Origin of the sequence: Flavobacterium sp. DSR3-2 (assembly GCF_049896525.1) — a bacterium.
Lineage (GTDB): Bacteria > Bacteroidota > Bacteroidia > Flavobacteriales > Flavobacteriaceae > Flavobacterium.
The window spans coordinates 97,313-117,116 of the sequence record NZ_JAFCUM010000010.1 but is presented as its reverse complement, the minus strand read 5'-3'; the positions used below and the strand labels follow the sequence as shown (position 1 = coordinate 117,116).

Sequence of the window (19,804 nt, the reverse complement as noted above, 5' to 3'; positions counted from 1 at the left end):
TAGCTATCAGAACTGAAAATCACTGAATACTGAGCACTGTTTCCTGAATTCTTATCATCAGGATAACATCAAATATACCTCTTGATTTAATGCTAATTCCGAATCGTGTTCGAAAAAAATCGCTCTTCTTTCAAAAGCTGCTTTGACTAAATAATGACTTCCTTTGAAATAACATTGTTTCACGACTGCTTTCATAATGGCGTTGTCCACCACTTTCAATTGATGCGGATACAACAAAAGCGAGGCATCTTCGTCATCTTCAAGTGCTATTAACTGAGACAATTTTAACTCATTTACTTCCCCAAAAAGTGAAGCAATATATTTGTTAGCGGGGTTTTCATACAAGGATTTGGAATCACCTTTTGCTACTACTTTTCCGTTTTGAACCACTATAGTTTCATCCGAAAACGACAAAGCATCAGTACTGTCATGTGTGGCAATAATGCAGGTTACGCCTTTATCTTTTAAGTAACGGAATAAATTGCGACGCAAAGAATTCTTTCGGAAAGAATCAATTTGACTAAAAGGCTCATCCAGCAAAATAATTTCTGGTTCCAAAGCTAAAACTCTTGCCAAGGCTACTCGCTGCTGTTGTCCACCACTCAGGAATTTTGCTTTTACTTTTGCGAAAGCGGTCATTTCGACCATTTCCAACAATTCTTGAACGCGGGCTTTCTTTAGTTCAGGATACATATTCGACAAGAACTTACCGACATTTTCTTCAACGGTTATGTACGGCATCAAATCGAAGTCCTGCGCTAAATATTTAATGTAATCTTCTCCGGGAACCAGATTGTATTTGGGTCCCAAAATGGGTTTATCATTATAGCTAATTGCTCCAGTATCCAAATCATACAATCCGTAAATCAGTTTTAGCAAGGTACTTTTACCGCAACCGCTTTCGCCAATAATAGCAGTATTTTGGCCTTTAGCAATCGTAAAACTTACATTTTCAATAACGGGGGTTTCAGTGTAAGTAAAGGAAATATCTTTTATCTCGAGCATCATCTTTTTTTAGAGCTACAAATTTACAATGTTTAATTCTAATTTAGACACAAAAAAAGGCTGCTTCTTGATGAAACAGCCTTAGTTTTTATGGTATTTTTTGCTTAGTTTTTCACTTCAGCTTCTGCATCTTTAATCATTTTATCGTTTGCAGTGATAGCAAATTCAACACGACGGTTTTGGCTTCTGCCCTCAACCGATTCATTAGAAGCAATTGGATCAGCAATTCCTAAACCAGTAACTTGAAACCTACTTGAAGAAACACCTTTGCTAGCTAAATAATTTTTAACTGCCGCTGCTCTTGCTGCTGAAAGTTTCAAATTGTAAGCCGCTGCACCCGTATTATCAGTATATCCGTAAATTGTGATATCAGTATCAGGGTATTCCGCGAAAACTGGAACTAATTTATCCAAATTTGCTTTTGCACCAGCAGTCAAAGAAGACTTGTTGGTATCAAAGCGCACTGCATTTTCATTTAAAACTAATTTGATTCCTTCTCCAATACGAACCACTTCAGCTCCTGGAAGAACAGCATCAATTTCTCTTGCTTGTTTATCCATTTTGTTACCAATAACTCCACCGGCAACTCCACCAATAACACCACCCAGTACTGCGCCCATTGCACCTTTTCCACCTTTTCCAAGATTGTTTCCAAGAACACCTCCAAGTACAGCTCCGGCAACTGCACCGATTCCTGCTCCTCTCTGTGTTTTATTTGTATTTTTCACAGCCTCACAGCTAGTAAACATTGAACCTATAACCATTATTGTTGCTATTGCAACTATCGAAATCTTTTTCATATCTTTTTTTTTACTTATTAATTAACTTTTTGAAACTGATACACAACGTCAGTCATTTTTCCACCTACATTAATTTTATCTATCAATTGAAAAGAAGATTCTGTTTGATTGGCTACATTTAAAACATATCCTTCTCTAACTTTTCTAGCTTTTTCTCCAGCATTAAGTACTTTAAGTACAAATTGCCCCTCTTTATTAATAAACCATGTAATTGGTGAGCTGAATGTCATACAATTCGCTTTTGTCAAAGCCATAGTTCCTTTATTGTTATTCGAAACAAACTTCCAATTACTTCCTACGAAACATTCTGAATCTGCAATTTGAAAAGTATTCACTTTTACATATTGTGAACCTGGGTAGGTTACAGAACTAATAACCCAATTTCCTTTAATAGCAACCTGAGATTTTCTATCTGTGTTTGTACCTGTCGCTGACGTAGACTTACATGCGAACATCAGAACCGCTAGCGTGCACAATAAAATAACTTTTTTCATTTTCTTAAATTTAATGAATTAATACTTACACAAAGATACAATTGGATCTAACAAGTTTGTTTCAGAATTAAATTATTTTATATCATAATTAACGCTTGCGACAATTTGTCACTACATTTATAATTGGTATTCTATTTGAAAGGCTTATGGATATTCAAATAAACTAAAAAAAATCAAAATATGACAACAGGTAAAATTAATGTTTCGGTAGAAAACATCTTTCCCTTAATCAAGAAATTCTTATACAGCGATCACGAAATTTTCTTGCGTGAATTAATTTCTAACGGAACAGATGCGACACTCAAATTAAAGCATTTAACAAGCATTGGTGAAGCCAAAGTAGAATACGGAAACCCAATCATCGAGGTGAAAATCGATAAGGAAGGCAAGAAACTGCACATCATCGATCAAGGTTTGGGAATGACTGCTGATGAAGTAGAAAAATACATCAACGAAGTGGCGTTTTCTGGTGCTGAAGAATTTTTGGATAAATACAAAGATTCAGCTAAAGATTCTGGAATTATTGGCCATTTTGGTCTTGGTTTCTATTCAGCTTTTATGGTAGCCGAAAAAGTGGAAATCATCACTAAATCATTCAAAGATGAACCTGCTGCACATTGGACTTGTGATGGTAGTCCGGAATTTACCTTGGAGCCTGCTGACAAAACTACTCGCGGAACAGAAATTATCTTGCATATTGCTGAAGATTCTCTGGAATTCTTAGAAGATTCCAAAATAAATCAGCTTCTTAATAAGTACAATAAGTTCATGCCTATTCCAATTAAATTTGGAACTAAAACGGAGAAAATTGAACAAAAAAAGGGTGAAGAAGTTGCTGTAGAAGATAAAGACAAAACTTTTACTGAAGTAGAAGTTGACAACATCATCAACAACCCAAATCCAGCTTGGACGAAACAGCCAACTGAATTATCAGATGCTGATTACAAGGATTTCTACAGAGAAGTATATCCAATGCAGTTTGAAGAACCGTTATTCCACATTCATTTAAATGTTGATTATCCGTTTAACTTAACCGGTATTTTGTATTTCCCAAAATTAGGTTCTGATCTACAAATTCAGAAAGACAAAATCCAATTGTACCAAAATCAGGTGTACGTTACGGATAATGTAGAAGGAATTGTTCCTGAATTTTTGACTATGTTAAAAGGAGTTATAGACTCACCGGACATTCCGTTGAACGTTTCTCGTTCTGGATTGCAGGCGGATGCTGCGGTGAAGAAAATTTCCAATTACATCACCCGTAAAGTAGCCGATAAATTAAAATCCTTATTTACTGAAAACCGTGAAGATTTTGAGCAAAAATGGAACGACATCAAAATAGTTTTAGAATACGGAATGCTTTCCGAAGATAAATTCTACGAAAAAGCAGGAGCGTTTGTATTGTATCCAACAGTTGATGGAAAATATTACACGCTGGAAGAATTAAAAGAAAATCTTGCTGCGAATCAAACGGATAAAGACGGGAAATTAGTGGTTTTATACGCTGGAAACAAAGAAGCACAACACTCTTATATCGAAATTGCAAAAGACAAAGGATATGAGGTATTAGTGCTTGATTCTCCAATTATCTCGCATTTAATTCAAAAAATTGAAGGCGACAACAGCAACATGACTTTTGTACGTGTGGATTCAGATCACATTGATAATTTAATCAAGAAAGAGGAAACGACTATTTCTAAATTATCCGAAGAAGAGCAGACCAACTTGAAAACTGTTTTAGAAGCCATTGTTCCTAAACAAACGTATTCCGTACAACTGGAAGCTTTAGACAGCAATGCTTCACCATTTATCATCACGCAACCGGAATTCATGCGTAGAATGAAAGAAATGAGTCAGTCTGGCGGCGGTGGAATGTTTGGAATGGGAAATATGCCGGAAATGTACAATTTAGTAGTAAATACTAATTCTGAATTGGCAACCAGCATTCTAAACAACAAAGACAAAGACGCTCAGGAAAGTTTGGTCAAACAAGCACTTGACTTAGCTAAATTATCACAAAACCTATTAAAAGGAGAAGCATTGACTGCTTTCGTGAAAAGAAGTTTTGAGTTGATTAAATAAACAGAGAAACCATTTTATGAAGTAAGTGTGAATCTCCTATTCTAAACTTGCTTCGGAATATCCAAAATATTAAAGCTGTCCAACCTTGGGCAGCTTTTTTTTTGGAGCAAAACGATTGTTTTCCAGAATCACTTTCGTCCCGCTATGCGCTACAATCTTTGCTTTTAGCTCACGCCAAAGCAAAGGATTTCCACTCCTATCGGGGCTATTTACAGCTTTTTAAGGTTATAAGTTCGTTTAGCAAAAGGACTAACCAATTGATAATTTGTAAAGGATTATTTATATATTTGTATTTAAACCGCTATTTAATAGCGACAATCTACCCAATTTTGGGTGCATACTGGCTATAGAGTAACGGGTATATACAAGTTATGGGTTACTTTAAAGGACAGACGATACATATGAGAAAAAATATATTGATTCTAATTTTGGCTTTCTTACTTTTTGCTTGTAATTCACAGACCGAAAAGAAAACAACGATAATTAAAACTGCTGACAGTTCTGCGGTGGTATTGGTTAATAAGAAATCAGAAAAATTCGTTCCTGAAACAAAGGGAACTGTAAAATTTGACACAATAATAGCCGACAGGAAGATACAAATTATTATTAAAAGAACAGACCTTGACAGTCACGTAATCAATGAATATGAAGAAGATGGTAACAAGCAAATTGACAAATACAGAGACGCTGAAATATCTCTGACAATTAAACAAAATTCGCAAAAACTTTTAGACACTATATTTACAAAAAAACAGTTTTCGAAATATGCTGACAAAGGATTTATGGACATTGCAATTTTTCATAATTATTGGTTTAACAAGTTAGACAAAGAAAAAATTGAACTTTTTGGAGTAATTACGGAACCAGAAACCGACTATACAATGGACTTTTATCATTATTTTGATTTGACAAAAAGAAAACTAACTTTTGTTCAAAAAACTGAAGAAGATGAAGACTAAAAAAGCAACCCATAACAGTTAGGGTTTCGTTGCGTGCGCAGCACCAACAATGAAAACCGATCGCGCCGATATACCATAATTAGTTAGCGCAGTTTTGCAAACTGTGCCCATAATAGTGAGCAAACAATACAAATAATACAAAAAATGTCTACAAAGTATCAAGCCACAACAACCGAAGACGCTTATTTTATTACTATTACTACAATGGGTTGGGTAGATATTTTTACACGATTAAATCAAAAACAAATTATTATACAAGCGTTACACTATTGTCAAGATCAAAAGGACTTAGAAATCTACGGATATTGTATTATGCACAGCCATATTCATCTGCTTTGCAAAGCAACAAACGGTTTTATACTATCCGATGTCATGCGCGATTTTAAAAAATATACATCTAAAAAAATTATATAGGCTATTATTGAACAACCGGAAAGCAGGAGAGAATGGATGTTGGATTATTTTAAAAAAGCTCGTCAGCATTTAAAACAAGAACAACAATACAAAGTTTGGCAAAACGGCTATCATGCAGAACATATTTACAGCAATAAATTTATTAGACAAAAAATGGATTACATACACAACAATCCTGTAAATGAAAAAATTGTAACGATGACGGAAGATTATTATTTCAGTTCTGCAAGAAATTATGCTGCATTAGAAAATGAATTAGAGGTGGTTTTATTAGATTTATTTTAGTTGCCAATTGAAATGGGCACAGTTTGCAAAACTGCGCTAACGATTGTCTTTAAATAAGAACAATCGGAAAAAGCAAATCCACAATTTAAAATTTCAAAATAAGAATCGTAAAACATATTTAATTGATCATTGGAATAGACACGGATTGCAAATCCGCGCTGACGGGGTATTGACAGCATTTTATTGTTATAACTTCGTTTAGCAAAAAGAATAATTAAGTAATAATTTGTAAAGAATTATTTATATATTTGAAATACAGTAAAGTCTGTAGTTTATCATACCTATATACCCAAAATTGGCTGACTTTGCATGATTCTATCATAAATATAAGCAAGTTGTAAAACATTTAAACAAACATTAAAAATGAAAATATTTATTTCAGCCATCTCATTTTTTCTATTATTTGAAACATATGCCCAAAATCAAAAAGCTGTAAACTGGATTAATGAAAATGCAATTAAAATTGAAGATGCAAATCCAGATACGAACCTTACTATATTCAGTAATAACATCCCTCAAAAGTTTGCTGATGCAAAAATATTCGGATTCGGAGAAACTACTCATCAAGGAAAAGAATTTTTCGATATAAAGGCTAAATTCTTCAAATATCTGGTTGAAAACCAAGGCATCAAAGTGTTTATTATTGAGGATTCATACACTTCAGAAGCTGGAATAAATGAATGGATTAGTGGTGGAAAAGGAAATGCAGAAACTATTGCCAACAATTTTAGCATCGGATTTTGGTATTGCAAAGAAGTGGTCAATCTTTTGGAATGGATGAGAAATTATAACCTTAATAAAACTAAGGACGAGCAAATTCGTTTTTATGGTATGGACATTCAAGACGTGAAAAAAATCAATCAGGAAATACAAAATTTAGTAAAAAAATATAATATTCCTATAAGTGAAGAACTTCTTTTAGTAGTTGACAATTGTGTAGAAAAAGAAGTGAAATACTCTGGAAAAACTGATTGGGCAGACATTCAAATTCCTAAGCTAAATAAAATTGAGAGTATTTTATTTGATTTTAGAAAAGGTATTAAAAACGAGAATATTTATGAGTTCAATTTAGCAATAAGAGCCTTGAATTATTTATCAAAATATACTTACTATGTACAAAATCATCATAGTCAAGATAGAGATTTGCTAATGTTTGAAAATGCTAAATGGATAGTAGAAAATAAATCAAAAAATGGAAAAGCTTTTATTTGGGCTCATAACGAACATATTAATAATAAGCAAGCTGGAAATTATAGCGGACGAAACATTTATAATTTAGGCAGACATTTGAAAGAATATTATAAAAACGATTATTATAGTGTTGGGTTTGACTTTGGCACCGGTACATTAGCTGGTTATTTTTCCAACAAGGACGAAAAACCCAGTTGGAAAAAATTTGAATTAAGTGAACCATTTACCAAAACTTATGCCGAAACACTTATTGAAGCAAAGGACGAAATTTACTTTATTGATATGTCTAAAGCTTTGGATGGTAATTCCTCCAATTTCTTTAAAGGGAAAAATAAACAACTAGTTGCAGGTGGTGGAGGTTTCAATTTCAAAAATAATCATCTTTATCAAAAAAAGTTTTCAGAAATGTACGATGGATTAATCTTTGTAAAAAATATTACACTTCCAACTAATATTTTGATTACGAAATAAACGTTTTACAATAGGCATTACAACGGCTTTTGGGCAATTAACTTATACTATTGTTGGTTCTGTATTTAGGATAATTTGGCAAACCCAATCGCCCCAACTAGCGCGAGCATCCCGCTCGTACACATTCTCAAGAGTAAAAAACTATAAATTGTTATCGGCACGAGCGGGACATTAGCGATAGTAATGAGTTAAAAGCGATATTTCTCTTCTGTGTGTGGATTTAAATCTGATTGATAGTTTATAAACATTTGGCGTAGCACCTCATTAAATATGATACAGCACAATTGAAAAATAAATGGGCATTCCAAAAGTAATGTTAAAAGGAAACGTTACCGCTAAAGCCATGGGTAAAAAGATCCCTGGATTCGCCTTTGGAACGGCGATTTTCATCGCGGCCGGAACGGCAATATAAGAAGCACTCGCCGCCAGGACAGCAAAAATAAAACGATTCCCAACATCATTGGTAACGAATTGACTTAAAAAAGCAACAATACACCCGTTTAGCAATGGGAAAACAACAGCAAAAAAGACGCTAAACCAGCCACTTTTGAAAAAATCATTTAATTTTCGTCCACTAACAATTCCCATATCCAATAAAAATAAAGCCAAGAACCCTTTAAAAATATCAGTAGTAAATGGCTTAATTCCTAAAGCCTGTTGCTCACTGGCCAAAAACCCGATAACCAAACTTCCAAGAATTAAGAGTACGCTTCCGTTGGTAAACGAGTGTTTAACAATCGTACTCATTTTAGTTTTCTGAACTTTTTCCTTACTAAATAATCGGATTAAAATTACTCCAATAATGATTGCAGGGGCTTCCATCAGCGCCATAACAGCAACCATGTGGCCGCTAAAATTGTAATTTTGAATTTCTAAGAAAGAGATGGCCGTTACAAAAGTAACTGCACTCACAGATCCATAAGCGGCGGCTATGGCACCGGAATTCTCAATGCTGTACCTTTTCTTTAAAATAAAAAATGTATAGAATGGAATTAATACCGCAATCAATACCCCAAAAACAATAGACCAAAGTATGTCAACAGTAAAGTGACTGTGCGCTAGTTCCTGTCCGCCTTTAAAACCAATGGAAAAAAGCAGGTACAGCGATATAAATTTAGAGGTATTCTCGGGAATTTCTAAGTCACTTTTTACGTAGACTGCTATAATTCCCAACACAAAAAACAATAAGGCTGGATTAGTTAAATTATCCAGTAATAAACTAAGATTCATATTTTAATTATTTTAAAATTATTTTAAACATTTTGATTATCTTATCTTTTCAAATCGCAATCTTTTTCCTTTTATATCTGTCTTTACAAGTCCTTTTTCATACACCAAATTTCCATTTACAAAAGTTGAATTGATGCTACTTGTAAAAACCTGCCCTAAAAAAGGAGACCACTTGCATTTATATAAAAGAGAATCTGTAGTTACTTCCTGTTTTTTACTTAAATCGACTAAAACTAAATCGGCAAAATAGCCCTCCCTTAAATAGCCTCGTTCTTTTATTCTGTATATTTCGGCTACGTTATGGCTCATTTTTTCCACTACTTTCTCTAAAGGAATTTCGCCGCGATGAAATAATTCTAACAGTGCTAAAAGAGCATGTTGCACTAATGGTCCGCCTGAAAGTGCCTGAAAATAATTCCCTGCTTTTTCGGCAATAGTATGGGGAGCATGATCCGTTGCAATAATATCTATTGAGTTATTGAGCAAATACTGCAGTAAACCTTTTCTATCTTGCTCTGTTTTTATGGAGGGATTCCATTTGATTTTGGAGCCCAGTCTATCATAATCGGCGTCTGAAAACCAAAGATGATGGACACAAGCCTCGGCGGTGATTCGTTTATCTCGAATAGGTATTGTATTATCAAATAATTTGGCTTCCGCCAAAGTTGAGATATGAAATAAATGTAAGCGAGTGTGGTATTTTTCAGCAATAGAAAGTACTCTTTTGGTAGCTTTTAGGCAAACTTCCTCATCCCGAATAAGGGAATGATAAAAAAAAGGAATTTCAGTTCCGTAAAGTCGTTTATAATCCTCCGTGTTCTTTTTTATCAGTGAATCATCTTCGCTGTGCAAAGCCACCAACGTGTCGGTTCTTGAAAAAAGTTGCTCCAAAAATGCTGGATAATTGGCTAAAATCCCCTCATCATTATTAAAATAAAGCCCATCATCCGTAATTCCACATACATTTTCGGTATTTGTTTTTAAAGCTTCTTCCAAGTTATGCTTAGAAATTCCCATAAAAAATGAATAATTAGCAATTGATTTTTCAGCCGCCATCGAGTATTTTTCTTCTAATAACTCTTGAGTCAGCGTATTGGGAATCGTGTTGGGCATATCCATAAAGGAGGTGATGCCACCAGCCACAGCTGCCGCAGATTCCGAGAAAAGAGAGCCTTTATGAGTTAGTCCGGGATCTCTAAAATGAACTTGATCATCAACCACGCCTGGAAACAGATAAAGTCCAGTTGCGTCAATTTCAATTATTTTTTTAGCTGGGTTTACGACAATCGATGGAGCTATCTTTTCAATTCTTTCTGCTGATATCAACACATCCAAAACACGTATTTGACCTTCGTTAACTACAGTTGCGTTTCTTATAATAGTATCCATATTTTATTTTTGCGTGGCTCTTTTTAACCGGTCATTTATCGTTTTGCCTAAGCCAATATCTGGAAATCGTTCCGCTATAATGCAGTCGAGATGGCAATTATCCAATCGATGCAAAGCAGCATACAATTGTGAAGCTGCTTCTGCTAGATTTCCTGTTGAAGATAAAATTTCCTGTTGAACAATTTTTGGATCATCAATTCCTTTTTGGAATACTAGAACTCCTATTTTCTGATCCGGGAACGTTATCAGCTTCTTCTTCACATCAGCTGTCAAAAAAGTCGATGTCAAAGGCGCATAGTGCTTAGAAAACATTCCTGGTGCCGCTGGAGCGATATCATCATGGGTAATTATTTTTACCGATCCTACAATTGCTTCAATATCCTCTATTGCCAAAGAACCCAAGCGATATAAAATAGGCTCTCCGTTTTCAAATCCTATGATGGTCGATTCTATTCCCCTTTGACAAGCTCCTCCATCCAAAACCATTGGCAACACCTCTTCAAAATAGCCGGCGACATGTGTTGCCGTAGTGGGACTAATAGAGCCAAAAGGATTAGCGCTTGGAGCCGCGAGAGGATAGGCTATTTGATTCAATAGTGCTAAGGCTACAGGGTGATTTGGAACTCTGACTGCTACTGTATCTTTACCAGAGGTAACTAAATCCGGAATGGCAATTTGCTTTTTTAAAACCAAAGTTAAAGGTCCCGGCCAAAAAGTTTTCGCTAACAAGGCAGCTTTTTCAGGAATGTCTCTCGCTATTTCAGAAAGAGAAGCTGCCGATTTTATGTGAACAATTAATGGATTAAAAAATGGTCGTTTTTTCATAGCAAATATGCGCTCTACCGCCTTCGAACTGTAAATGTTGGCGGCTAAACCATAAACCGTTTCGGTAGGAATTCCTATGATTTGCTCCTGATTTAAAAGCGCAACAGCTTTTGGAATCGAACTACTGATTATATTCATATTTTAAGGGTTACAGGAATCGCAGAATCCTGGTTCTTCGGTTATTTTTTGATGGGGATGCATTTTTTCAGAACTAAAAAAGCACTTTTTACAACTGTAAATAAAACTCAAGGTAGATCGCGTGGGCGCTGAACACCAGGAACAAGGTAAGCCCTGTTTCATATCTGTCACACTAAAACCTGGAGTTTTACAACTGGGACATTCGGTTTTTATAATTTCCAATAATTTTTGTGCCGCTACTTTTATCACACCCATACGAGTGGGGTTGTACAGGGCACGCATATCGGTTTCGGCATAAACACTACCATATACGTTCATAAGGTGCTGAAAAGTATCCTCCAATTGACTCATGACAGTAATCCCTTTACTTATCGCAGTACAGTCCTCCGCCTCGGTTCTCAAAATTATGGCATGGCTGGGAAATCGAATCCTGTTTGCAAAATCCAAGAGCATTTCTTTAGTAAGGATTTTTTCTCCATAAAAATTAGTCTCCAAACTGAGTTCTCTGGCAATGATTTCTAAGTCGTTTTTTTTATCGATAAAAATTAAAAACTCATCATCGGCCTGCGCAAAAAAAATAGAAGGATGTGACCCAAAGGAACCTTCACTGGCTATTCCTAAATCGCAATCAAATTCTTCCATTGCCGCCATGCATTTAGCTTTAACCGTTTCTAATGCCGTGTTTTTTCGCTCCACTTCGCCTGAAAAAGTGCCAAAAATATCCGAATCATACTTTTCAGGAACAAAACAGTGAACATCTAAACCTTTTTCAAAAATTGGAGCAATCACCTGTTCTTTGTGATGTTTAGTTGCAATAAGCAATTTCCTGTCTTTAAACATCCACTTCTGTTTTGCTTTTGGGTAGGAGTACTATTTGAATCACACCTTCAATTTTTAGCTCCATATTTTTTAAGGATGCTTCGCTGATGAGATCTTTGATATAATCTGAGGCCTCAGAAAGAGTTTCGAGCCTTGTTTTTGAATGCGAACTGTCTTCTTCAAATCGAATTTGATTACTAAATTTTTCTAAATTATGATAATTAATCTTATTATTGATTAACGAAAACAGTACTTTACCGGCTTCTGATGGTGCGAATTGACCTTCAACTAGCTTAAATTGATATTCTTTTTCCATAGCTATTTTATAATAATTTTTGAATTTTTGGTAATTTGTAAGTAGTAAAAAATATTCCGATTCCCAAAAACAAAGTAAAAAAGATGTTTTTAGGCTCAAGGAGAGTCAAGAGGATTCCACAGATGAGCCATATCGCTCCAATGAACAAACTAATATTTTTATTTTTCATAATAATTATTTTTTTTTCTTTAGCGAAAAGACTAGCAAAAACCTACTCCTATTAAATTCTTTCCCTATTTAATAAAATATCCTTTCTCAAATAAATAGTGGCTAAATCATTTTTTATTGACCCTGACCCAATGAAAATGCAATTTTACCATCAAACTTATATAAATTTTCAGTTTTGATACTATCAATATCCGCGTCTATAAATTGCTGTAACAATTGAATAATTTCATTCTTACTAACTCTTTTGCCATCCTCAGCTTTAAAACGACATCTCCAGTGATCCGTACAAAATGTTTGTTTAAATCCTTCTGGCCAAACTTTAATTCCTCTATTGGTAATCATATTCAGTTTTAAGTTAACAGTTCCTATATTTTTAAGCATCTCTGCTAATACATCAGGTTCAGTTCCATTCCAATGCACAAAAACATCATGACCGACCAATTCTTTTTTAGCAGCTGGTCTTTTCTTATATTTTGGTAGATGTAGCGGTTGACCATTTTTATAATCTACCGCAGCAAGCTGTTTCGGTTTTTGCCCTAAATTTAAGATAACTGCATCCGCAAATTCTGCAGTTCCAACTTTTAAACTACTTACCCCTTCTTTAAATATATCGTACGTATGGATACCGTCTTCAAGAGTTTTTAACCATGCGTTCTGTATTTTACTGGCTACCTCGTTTTGCCCCATGTGATTTAACATCATTACTGCTCCTTGTAACAATCCCGACGGATTCGCTACATTTTGTCCAGCCCTTCTCGGTGCTGATCCGTGAATAGCCTCAAACATGGCACATTCTTCCCCAATATTAGCTGAACCTGCCAATCCCACAGAGCCTGCAATTTGCGCGGCAATATCTGAAATCACATCTCCATATAAATTTAAAGTCACTATGACATCGAAATTTTCGGGTGTATCACTCATTTTCGCGGCACCAATATCAATAATCCAGTGCTCGTTTTCAATTTCAGGATATTCTTTAGCTAACTCATCAAACACTTCATGGAATAATCCGTCAGTTTGCTTCATAATATTGTCTTTCGTGAAACAAGTCACTTTTTTTCTCCCATACTGTTTGGCATATTCAAAAGCATAGCGAACAATTTTTTCACACCCGGGACGGCTGATAATTTTTAGGCATTGGATAACCTCATCAGTTTGTTGATGTTCGATACCAGCATATAGATCTTCTTCATTTTCACGAATTATGACAATATCCATTTTAGGGTGCTTTGTTTCCACAAAAGGATGCAAACTCATACATGGTCTAACATTAGAATACAATCCTAAGAATTTTCTGGTTGTAACATTCAGACTTTTGTAGCCCCCGCCTTGAGGAGTCGTTATCGGAGCTTTAAGAAAAACTTTATTATTAATTATCGTTTCCCAAGACGATTTTTCGATTCCGGACGTATTACCTTTTAAATACACTTTTTCACCAACTTCAATTTCATCAAATTCTAGCTGCGCTCCCGCAGCTTTGATGATTTTCAGAGTAGCATCCATGATTTCAGGCCCTATTCCGTCTCCTTTCGCGATTGTTATTCTTTGCATATCTTTATTATTTATTTTCTTCAAAGGTAAAATGAGCTATCCATAAATTTTTATTTATATTTGTAATGATAAACATTAAAATTATTTATGAATTACACGCTCCACCAACTACAGGTATTTCTAAAAATTACGCAAAATAAAAGTATCACTAAGGCGGCAATAGAACTGCATCTTACCCAGCCCGCAGTATCTATACAGTTAAGGAATTTTCAAGACCAATTTGATGTTCCACTCACAGAAGTAATTGGACGGAAATTATACGTAACCGATTTTGGGAAAGAAATTGCTATTGCTGCGGAAAAAATATTAAACGAAGTGCATGCGATTAATTTTAAAACAATGGCATTTAAAGGACAACTGACCGGAAGATTGAAAATTTCCGTTGTATCAACCGGCAAATATGTAATACCTTATTTCTTATCTGACTTTCTAAAACAAAATCAAGGTGTCGAATTACTACTTGATGTAACCAATAAAACAAAAGTGTTAAAAAATTTAGAAAATAATGAAGTAGATTTTTCTTTAGTTTCCGTTCTACCAGAAACCTTACAAATTGAAAAAATAGAATTGATGCCCAATACTCTTTACCTTGTTGCCAACATTGATCAGCAAATAGGGAATGAAATTCAGGATAAAAAAATCATTGAAAATTTACCAATAATTTATCGCGAGCAAGGGTCTGGAACCAGATATATAATGGAAAAATTTATAGAGTATAACCAGCTAACGGTTCCAAAAAAAATGGTACTCACCTCAAACGAAGCGGTAAAGCAAGCAGTATTGGCAGGACTTGGATGTTCTATAATGCCCATAATTGGTATAAAAAACGAACTCAATAACGGCAGCCTGCAAATCATTCCAGTCAAAGGCTTACCTATTGAATCCAACTGGAATTTAATCTGGCTAAAAGGCAAGAAATTTTCACCTGTAGCAAAAGCGTATATCAAATTTATTGAACTAGAAAAAACGAGAATTATCGAGCAAAAATTTAACTGGATTATGTAATAAATTACTTTAATCATTACAGGAACAAACATAAACCTTGAACAAAATGATTTTGCAGATGGAAACTCTGGCATTTTTTTTAGTTTACACTATTGTATTACCGTCTTAAAAACGCTTTTGATTATTGTACACTTGGCAAAATAACAAAACAGTCACAAAATCTCGCTTACCGTTGAAAATTCTCTATTTTTCTGTTTTTTATGTAAGATCATTTTCGTTCTTATAAATAGTTCCCTCTACAGTTTTATAGGCTTTCAGATATTCAATTACCTCAACTTCAGCAGTTGTAATTTCAAAATTATCGGAATAATGATTTATCACCCAGTGATAGAAAACTCCTTTTAACTCTTACTTTGCAATTTTGCTTTTTGTCTAAAGCGAGACAATTCCTTTCATAAGACAACTACTTTTTCCTTTACGATTTTTAGCTTCCCTTTTTTGTATTGTAACAAGTTATAAATTTCAAGAAGATCCATTTCTTCAACTTGTTGAATCAGAATTGTCAAATTAAAAGAATTGTCAACTAATGATAAAAATAATCCAGATTGATCTAATGATTCTTTTAACGACAGTTGATCCTCCTTTCCCCACTAAAAAAAAATCTGATTATAGCATAAGTCAATAAATTCTTCAAAATTAAATTCATTTACTTGTGTTTTTTTAGACTTTAAAGTCCTAGAATCCGTAGAAGTAAATATTGGTAATGCTAATTTTTTTGCTATTTTCCCAAGTTGGTCTATCCAATTCAAACAGGTAGTTGGACCAATAACCGCAAGAAAAATAGGTTTTATGGCAATATTTAACAGTTTTTTATAATTAACTCTTTTCAAATGACCTGTCTCAAATGGACTTATGATTTTGATTTAAAATTTATCTGGGTTTATTTTGGAATGTTTGTAAAACAGATTTTTTTAAACATTTCAATTTTGCAGATACAACAGATTTATTTCTCTAACAATTTCCTATTTAATTACATTTATGACATTTAAAATATTCATATTTATACCTAAATAGCTAAGCATATTAAAATAAGACCATCCGAAACAAAAAAACTTAAGAAGAGAGCCCGTCAAAAGTGTTAAAAGAAAAGAAGTTTGGTAAAAAACAGAAGCCAATTGAGGTAACACACACAACGAAATTGTACCCATAAATAATCCGATAAATTATTGCATTTTAATATTATTTGATAAGAAATGTCTGGAAATTAGCGATGAAAACTAAGATGATTCGAGCTGCATCAAAACAAAAATATCAAAGAAAGTAGATAATAAAATACCAATAAGAATAGAGATAAAAATAGTAGAAACCGGAATCAGCCGATTGTAAATTTCCATTTCTTTGATTTTGAATTTCATTCCAAAATCAACATAATAACCAATTGTCAATAAAACAAAACCAATAATAAACTCATAAATACCACTGGTAAATGTCTCCATTTATTTTATCTAATTTTGAAATATGTTCTTGAGCAGCTGTCTGAATTTTTGTTTATTACAATAAATTTCGATAAGTAAATTTTGCTTAAATATGTCTTTTTACGATAAATTTTGCTTACTTTGTAAGTGAAATAGACTAATAGCAGATACAATAAAATTAGCAAAAACATATTAATATCTGTTTCAAGGGAGTTTTAACGGTTAACGTAAAAAAAGTTTTGATAAAATTTTAAACCATAAAAAACCTGCAAGCGTAAACTTGCCGGTTTTTTATGGTTTAAAATTATCCAAAATTAAAAACAATATCTTTATTGATTTAAGATATTTCCTCCTTCTTCTTTTTTCTCTTTATTTAATAAATTAAGATCTTCTTTTGCCAATTTGTTTTTGGTTGGAATTTTATAATTTATACTGAACCCAAAACGACGCGTATCATTTTTATTCGCTAATAACAAAGGAGTGCCAACAGAACTAAATACAAATCGGTTGGAATTAAGGATATCGTCTGCACTAATGGAAACCGACAATTGATCTTTGAAAAACTTTTTAGAAAACGTTAAATCAAGCGTATTGTTAAAAGGCTTCTCTGCTATGAAATAAAAATAATTCCCCTTCGACATAATGTAATTAAAGTTAGCTACAAACTTGATGTCTTTTGGCAACAAAATTTGAGACATTAAATTAAACATCCAGAAACCATTGGTCTCAATTTCAGGAATTTGATGAAACTGATACGCTGTGTACACATACAAAAAGTTCATTTTATCCGGATTAATATTCATTTTCATGGTTTCTTTAAGTCCTTCTGTAAACAACATATATGGAATAGGCATTCCCACATTAAAATTGTGAATTTTAATTCGAGGAACATTTATATTTGTATTTGCCACAACATTATCTGTAAGCAACACTCTGTTGATTACCTGATTTTGAGCAGAGCTTACGTTATAACCGATAAAAGCGTAATCAAAAGCACTTAATTTTGCTTCATAATTATCAAAAATAGTAGGTTGCAAATTAGGATTTCCAGAGTACTCTATATTTGGATTTTGATAATTAGTGTTGTTTGGATTTAGAGCAGAAGTGCTTGGCAAACTTATTTTTTTGTTGTAATTCACGTTAAAATAAACCGAATTACTAAAATTATATTGAGCGCTGGCATTTGGAAAAAAACGGAATTGTTTAAATGGAATTAAATCGGCGGTATTGGTTTTTCCGGTAATATTGTAATCCTCGGCTCTACCTCCCACAATAAAATTGAACTTGTCAAATTTTGATTGTAGCTCTCCATAAGCTGATGCCGTTTTTCGTTGATAATCCAGATTGACAATTTGCATGTTTTGGGCTTCAAAAAGAAGCGCTTCATACAAACCTCCAAAGCTGATTTTCCCTTCATCAGAAAATGCAATAGGTTGCGAATAATCAAATTTAGCATTGTACAACCGCTGTGTTGAAGCATTATCTAATATGGCAATGTTATTTGTTCTTGAATTCAGTGTGAAATCATTTTGATTACTGTTGTAATTAAATTTGAAGTCTAATTTTTTAGATTTATCCTCAAACTTTTTTTGGAAAGTAACAACAAAATCCTGACGTAAAGCATCTGTAGAGGAATCATCATTGGTACTGAAACCGGGACCATTACCTAATGTATTGCTATTATTATTGCTGTAGTTTACATCATAATTAAATAATAAACGGTCGTTGCCAATATCAAACGTCAGTGCGGATTTTGCAAAATTAGTACGGCCGAAGCGATCTGCTTCAGTAGTGGAAAGTATCGAAGTCGTATTGTTTTCTTTTGTAGTCAGTGAAGTCCACACGGCAGATTCTCTATAATTTTGTCCAACATTCAATTGCCATCCAAAATATTTATTCTTAGCACTTAACAACAAACTATTATTGATTCTCCATCTCAAATGGTCGTAACTAGTAAAATTAGTACTATTCGTATATGTGGCGCTTAAATAATTTTTAGCGTTTTTATTGGTGATGATATTCATGATCGCACCGCCCGAAGTCGCAGGAAACTCTGCCCCTGGTTGTGTGATGATTTCAATTTTTTCAATTGCATTCGCAGGCATTCCTTCCAGAAAAGAATTTAATTCATTTGAGGTGATATTAAGCGGTCTTCCGTCCATAAAAACATCCAACTGTTTGCCTTGATACATCATCCCGGCAACATCTGAAGCGATAAGTCCAGGTAATTTTTTGATCCCTTCTAATACCGACCCGGAATTTAAACTGGGCTGACCGGAAAAATCAAATATAGTTCTATCCGCTTTCTGTTCAATTGCTTTTTTAGTTTTTACAATTGCAACTTCATTCAGTTCTACTGCTTTTTTGGGTTCTTCTTGAGCTGAGAGTGTGAATATTGCTCCTAAAAAAAACATACTCAATAAATAATTCTTCTTCATCGTTTCTATTTGTGTTACTCTTTTAGTAGTACTAAGCTTCTAAACGTTACCAAAAAACGAACTGATTTTAGAAAATTGTTATTTTTCATAAGACTACAAGATCGATTTTAATACAGAATAACGAACTTTGCAATTCGTTTTAAATTACAATTCAAAACTAAATTAAAAATGATTTTACAAATAGAAACTCCTGCCTTACTTTTTGGTGCAACCTCGCTGATTTTATTGGCGTATACCAATCGATTTTTGACTATCGCCACAATCGTAAGAAGTTTAAAAAAAACGTATAAGGAAAAACAAAATGATGTGATTTTATTGGAAATTAAAAATCTGAATTTACGCTTAACTTTGATTCGCAACATGCAAATGGCTGGAGTTTTAAGTCTGTTTTTATCTGTTTTTGCAATGCTGCTATTATTCTTGGAACAACAAACGGCTGGAATTTACCTTTTCGGACTAAGTTTATTAGCACTATTAATATCATTATTATTATCGTTTTGGGAAATCAGTATTTCCGTTAACGCATTGCGATTGCATTTAAGCGATTTAGCAGATCAAGAAGTAAAATAACTCGTTGGAACAATTATTTTAATTTGAAAAAATATAAAAAATAAACACATAGAAACATACAAAAAAAGATTGGTATAGCCCAATTATTGGGTTCACAATGCAATGATTTACTGCAATTAAGTGTAACGTCTTGATAGAAATGTATAAAAACTATGTTTCTATGTATTAAAAAAACCTGATTTGTACGCAACGGATTAAAATAAACCCAGCATTCACCTGAGAATCCAATCGATTTAATT

At 33.7% G+C, this 19,804-nt stretch carries 16 protein-coding genes and 1 pseudogene; 6 read left to right on the top strand and 11 right to left on the bottom strand.

Annotated features, from left to right (window positions below; genetic code table 11):
• Window positions 1-57: 57 nt before the first annotated feature.
• The 3 genes from ACP7AV_RS12505 to ACP7AV_RS12495 form a co-directional block, all read right to left on the bottom strand.
• Window positions 58-1,005 (bottom strand): ABC transporter ATP-binding protein, encoded by a 948-nt coding sequence (locus ACP7AV_RS12505; protein ID WP_426092253.1) that lies wholly within the window; start codon window positions 1,003-1,005, stop codon window positions 58-60.
• Between the two features lie 104 nt (window positions 1,006-1,109).
• Window positions 1,110-1,805, bottom strand: coding sequence for an OmpA family protein (locus tag ACP7AV_RS12500; RefSeq protein ID WP_426092232.1), 696 nt, complete (start codon window positions 1,803-1,805; stop codon window positions 1,110-1,112).
• 17 nt (window positions 1,806-1,822) lie between these two features.
• On the bottom strand, window positions 1,823-2,299 hold the full coding sequence (locus ACP7AV_RS12495; RefSeq protein WP_426064914.1) for a lipocalin family protein: 477 nt from the start codon (window positions 2,297-2,299) through the stop codon (window positions 1,823-1,825).
• A gap of 180 nt (window positions 2,300-2,479) precedes the next feature.
• Here ACP7AV_RS12495 and htpG point away from each other — a divergent pair, with 180 nt between their 5' ends.
• From htpG to ACP7AV_RS12475, 4 genes and pseudogenes are all read left to right on the top strand, one after another.
• Window positions 2,480-4,381: a molecular chaperone HtpG gene (gene htpG / locus ACP7AV_RS12490; RefSeq protein WP_426092231.1), complete on the top strand. Its 1,902-nt coding sequence runs from the start codon at window positions 2,480-2,482 to the stop codon at window positions 4,379-4,381.
• A gap of 401 nt (window positions 4,382-4,782) precedes the next feature.
• On the top strand, window positions 4,783-5,340 hold the full coding sequence (locus ACP7AV_RS12485) for a DUF4738 domain-containing protein (protein WP_426092230.1): 558 nt from the start codon (window positions 4,783-4,785) through the stop codon (window positions 5,338-5,340).
• A 144-nt stretch (window positions 5,341-5,484) separates the two neighbouring features.
• Window positions 5,485-6,039 (top strand): annotated as a pseudogene (locus tag ACP7AV_RS12480) (REP-associated tyrosine transposase).
• Between the two features lie 363 nt (window positions 6,040-6,402).
• Window positions 6,403-7,701, top strand: a complete 1,299-nt coding sequence (locus ACP7AV_RS12475; protein WP_426092229.1) for an erythromycin esterase family protein — start codon at window positions 6,403-6,405, stop codon at window positions 7,699-7,701.
• A gap of 264 nt (window positions 7,702-7,965) precedes the next feature.
• Here the strand turns inward: ACP7AV_RS12475 and ACP7AV_RS12470 are convergent, their stop codons facing one another.
• From ACP7AV_RS12470 to ACP7AV_RS12445, 6 genes are all read right to left on the bottom strand, one after another.
• A complete protein-coding gene (locus tag ACP7AV_RS12470) occupies window positions 7,966-8,931 on the bottom strand; it encodes a sodium-dependent bicarbonate transport family permease (RefSeq protein ID WP_426092228.1) in 966 nt (321 codons plus the stop codon).
• Window positions 8,932-8,967: 36 nt separating this feature from the next.
• On the bottom strand, window positions 8,968-10,320 hold the full coding sequence (locus tag ACP7AV_RS12465) for a dihydroorotase (protein WP_426092227.1): 1,353 nt from the start codon (window positions 10,318-10,320) through the stop codon (window positions 8,968-8,970).
• Between the two features lie 3 nt (window positions 10,321-10,323).
• Complete coding sequence (locus ACP7AV_RS12460; RefSeq protein WP_426092226.1) at window positions 10,324-11,283, bottom strand: L-threonylcarbamoyladenylate synthase; 960 nt, start codon at window positions 11,281-11,283, stop codon at window positions 10,324-10,326.
• A 3-nt stretch (window positions 11,284-11,286) separates the two neighbouring features.
• Window positions 11,287-12,123 carry a DUF6671 family protein gene (locus tag ACP7AV_RS12455; protein ID WP_426092225.1) on the bottom strand — a complete coding sequence of 279 codons (837 nt, stop codon included), beginning with the start codon at window positions 12,121-12,123 and terminating at the stop codon, window positions 11,287-11,289.
• A complete protein-coding gene (locus ACP7AV_RS12450) occupies window positions 12,116-12,418 on the bottom strand; it encodes a hypothetical protein (RefSeq protein WP_426092224.1) in 303 nt (100 codons plus the stop codon). The genes ACP7AV_RS12455 and ACP7AV_RS12450 overlap by 8 nt, the downstream gene beginning before the upstream one ends.
• 282 nt (window positions 12,419-12,700) lie before the next feature.
• Window positions 12,701-14,137 carry an NADP-dependent isocitrate dehydrogenase gene (locus tag ACP7AV_RS12445; RefSeq protein WP_426092223.1) on the bottom strand — a complete coding sequence of 479 codons (1,437 nt, stop codon included), beginning with the start codon at window positions 14,135-14,137 and terminating at the stop codon, window positions 12,701-12,703.
• 87 nt (window positions 14,138-14,224) lie between these two features.
• On the opposite strand from ACP7AV_RS12445, the gene ACP7AV_RS12440 reads away from it, so the two are divergent.
• Window positions 14,225-15,142 (top strand): LysR family transcriptional regulator, encoded by a 918-nt coding sequence (locus ACP7AV_RS12440; protein ID WP_426092222.1) that lies wholly within the window; start codon window positions 14,225-14,227, stop codon window positions 15,140-15,142.
• A gap of 1,217 nt (window positions 15,143-16,359) precedes the next feature.
• Here the strand turns inward: ACP7AV_RS12440 and ACP7AV_RS12435 are convergent.
• Window positions 16,360-16,578, bottom strand: coding sequence for a hypothetical protein (locus ACP7AV_RS12435; RefSeq protein ID WP_426092221.1), 219 nt, complete (start codon window positions 16,576-16,578; stop codon window positions 16,360-16,362).
• A 308-nt stretch (window positions 16,579-16,886) separates the two neighbouring features.
• Window positions 16,887-18,995 carry a TonB-dependent receptor domain-containing protein gene (locus ACP7AV_RS12430; protein ID WP_426092220.1) on the bottom strand — a complete coding sequence of 703 codons (2,109 nt, stop codon included), beginning with the start codon at window positions 18,993-18,995 and terminating at the stop codon, window positions 16,887-16,889.
• A 168-nt stretch (window positions 18,996-19,163) separates the two neighbouring features.
• Here ACP7AV_RS12430 and ACP7AV_RS12425 point away from each other — a divergent pair, with 168 nt between their 5' ends.
• Window positions 19,164-19,565 carry a DUF2721 domain-containing protein gene (locus ACP7AV_RS12425; RefSeq protein ID WP_426064929.1) on the top strand — a complete coding sequence of 134 codons (402 nt, stop codon included), beginning with the start codon at window positions 19,164-19,166 and terminating at the stop codon, window positions 19,563-19,565.
• Window positions 19,566-19,804: the final 239 nt, after the last annotated feature.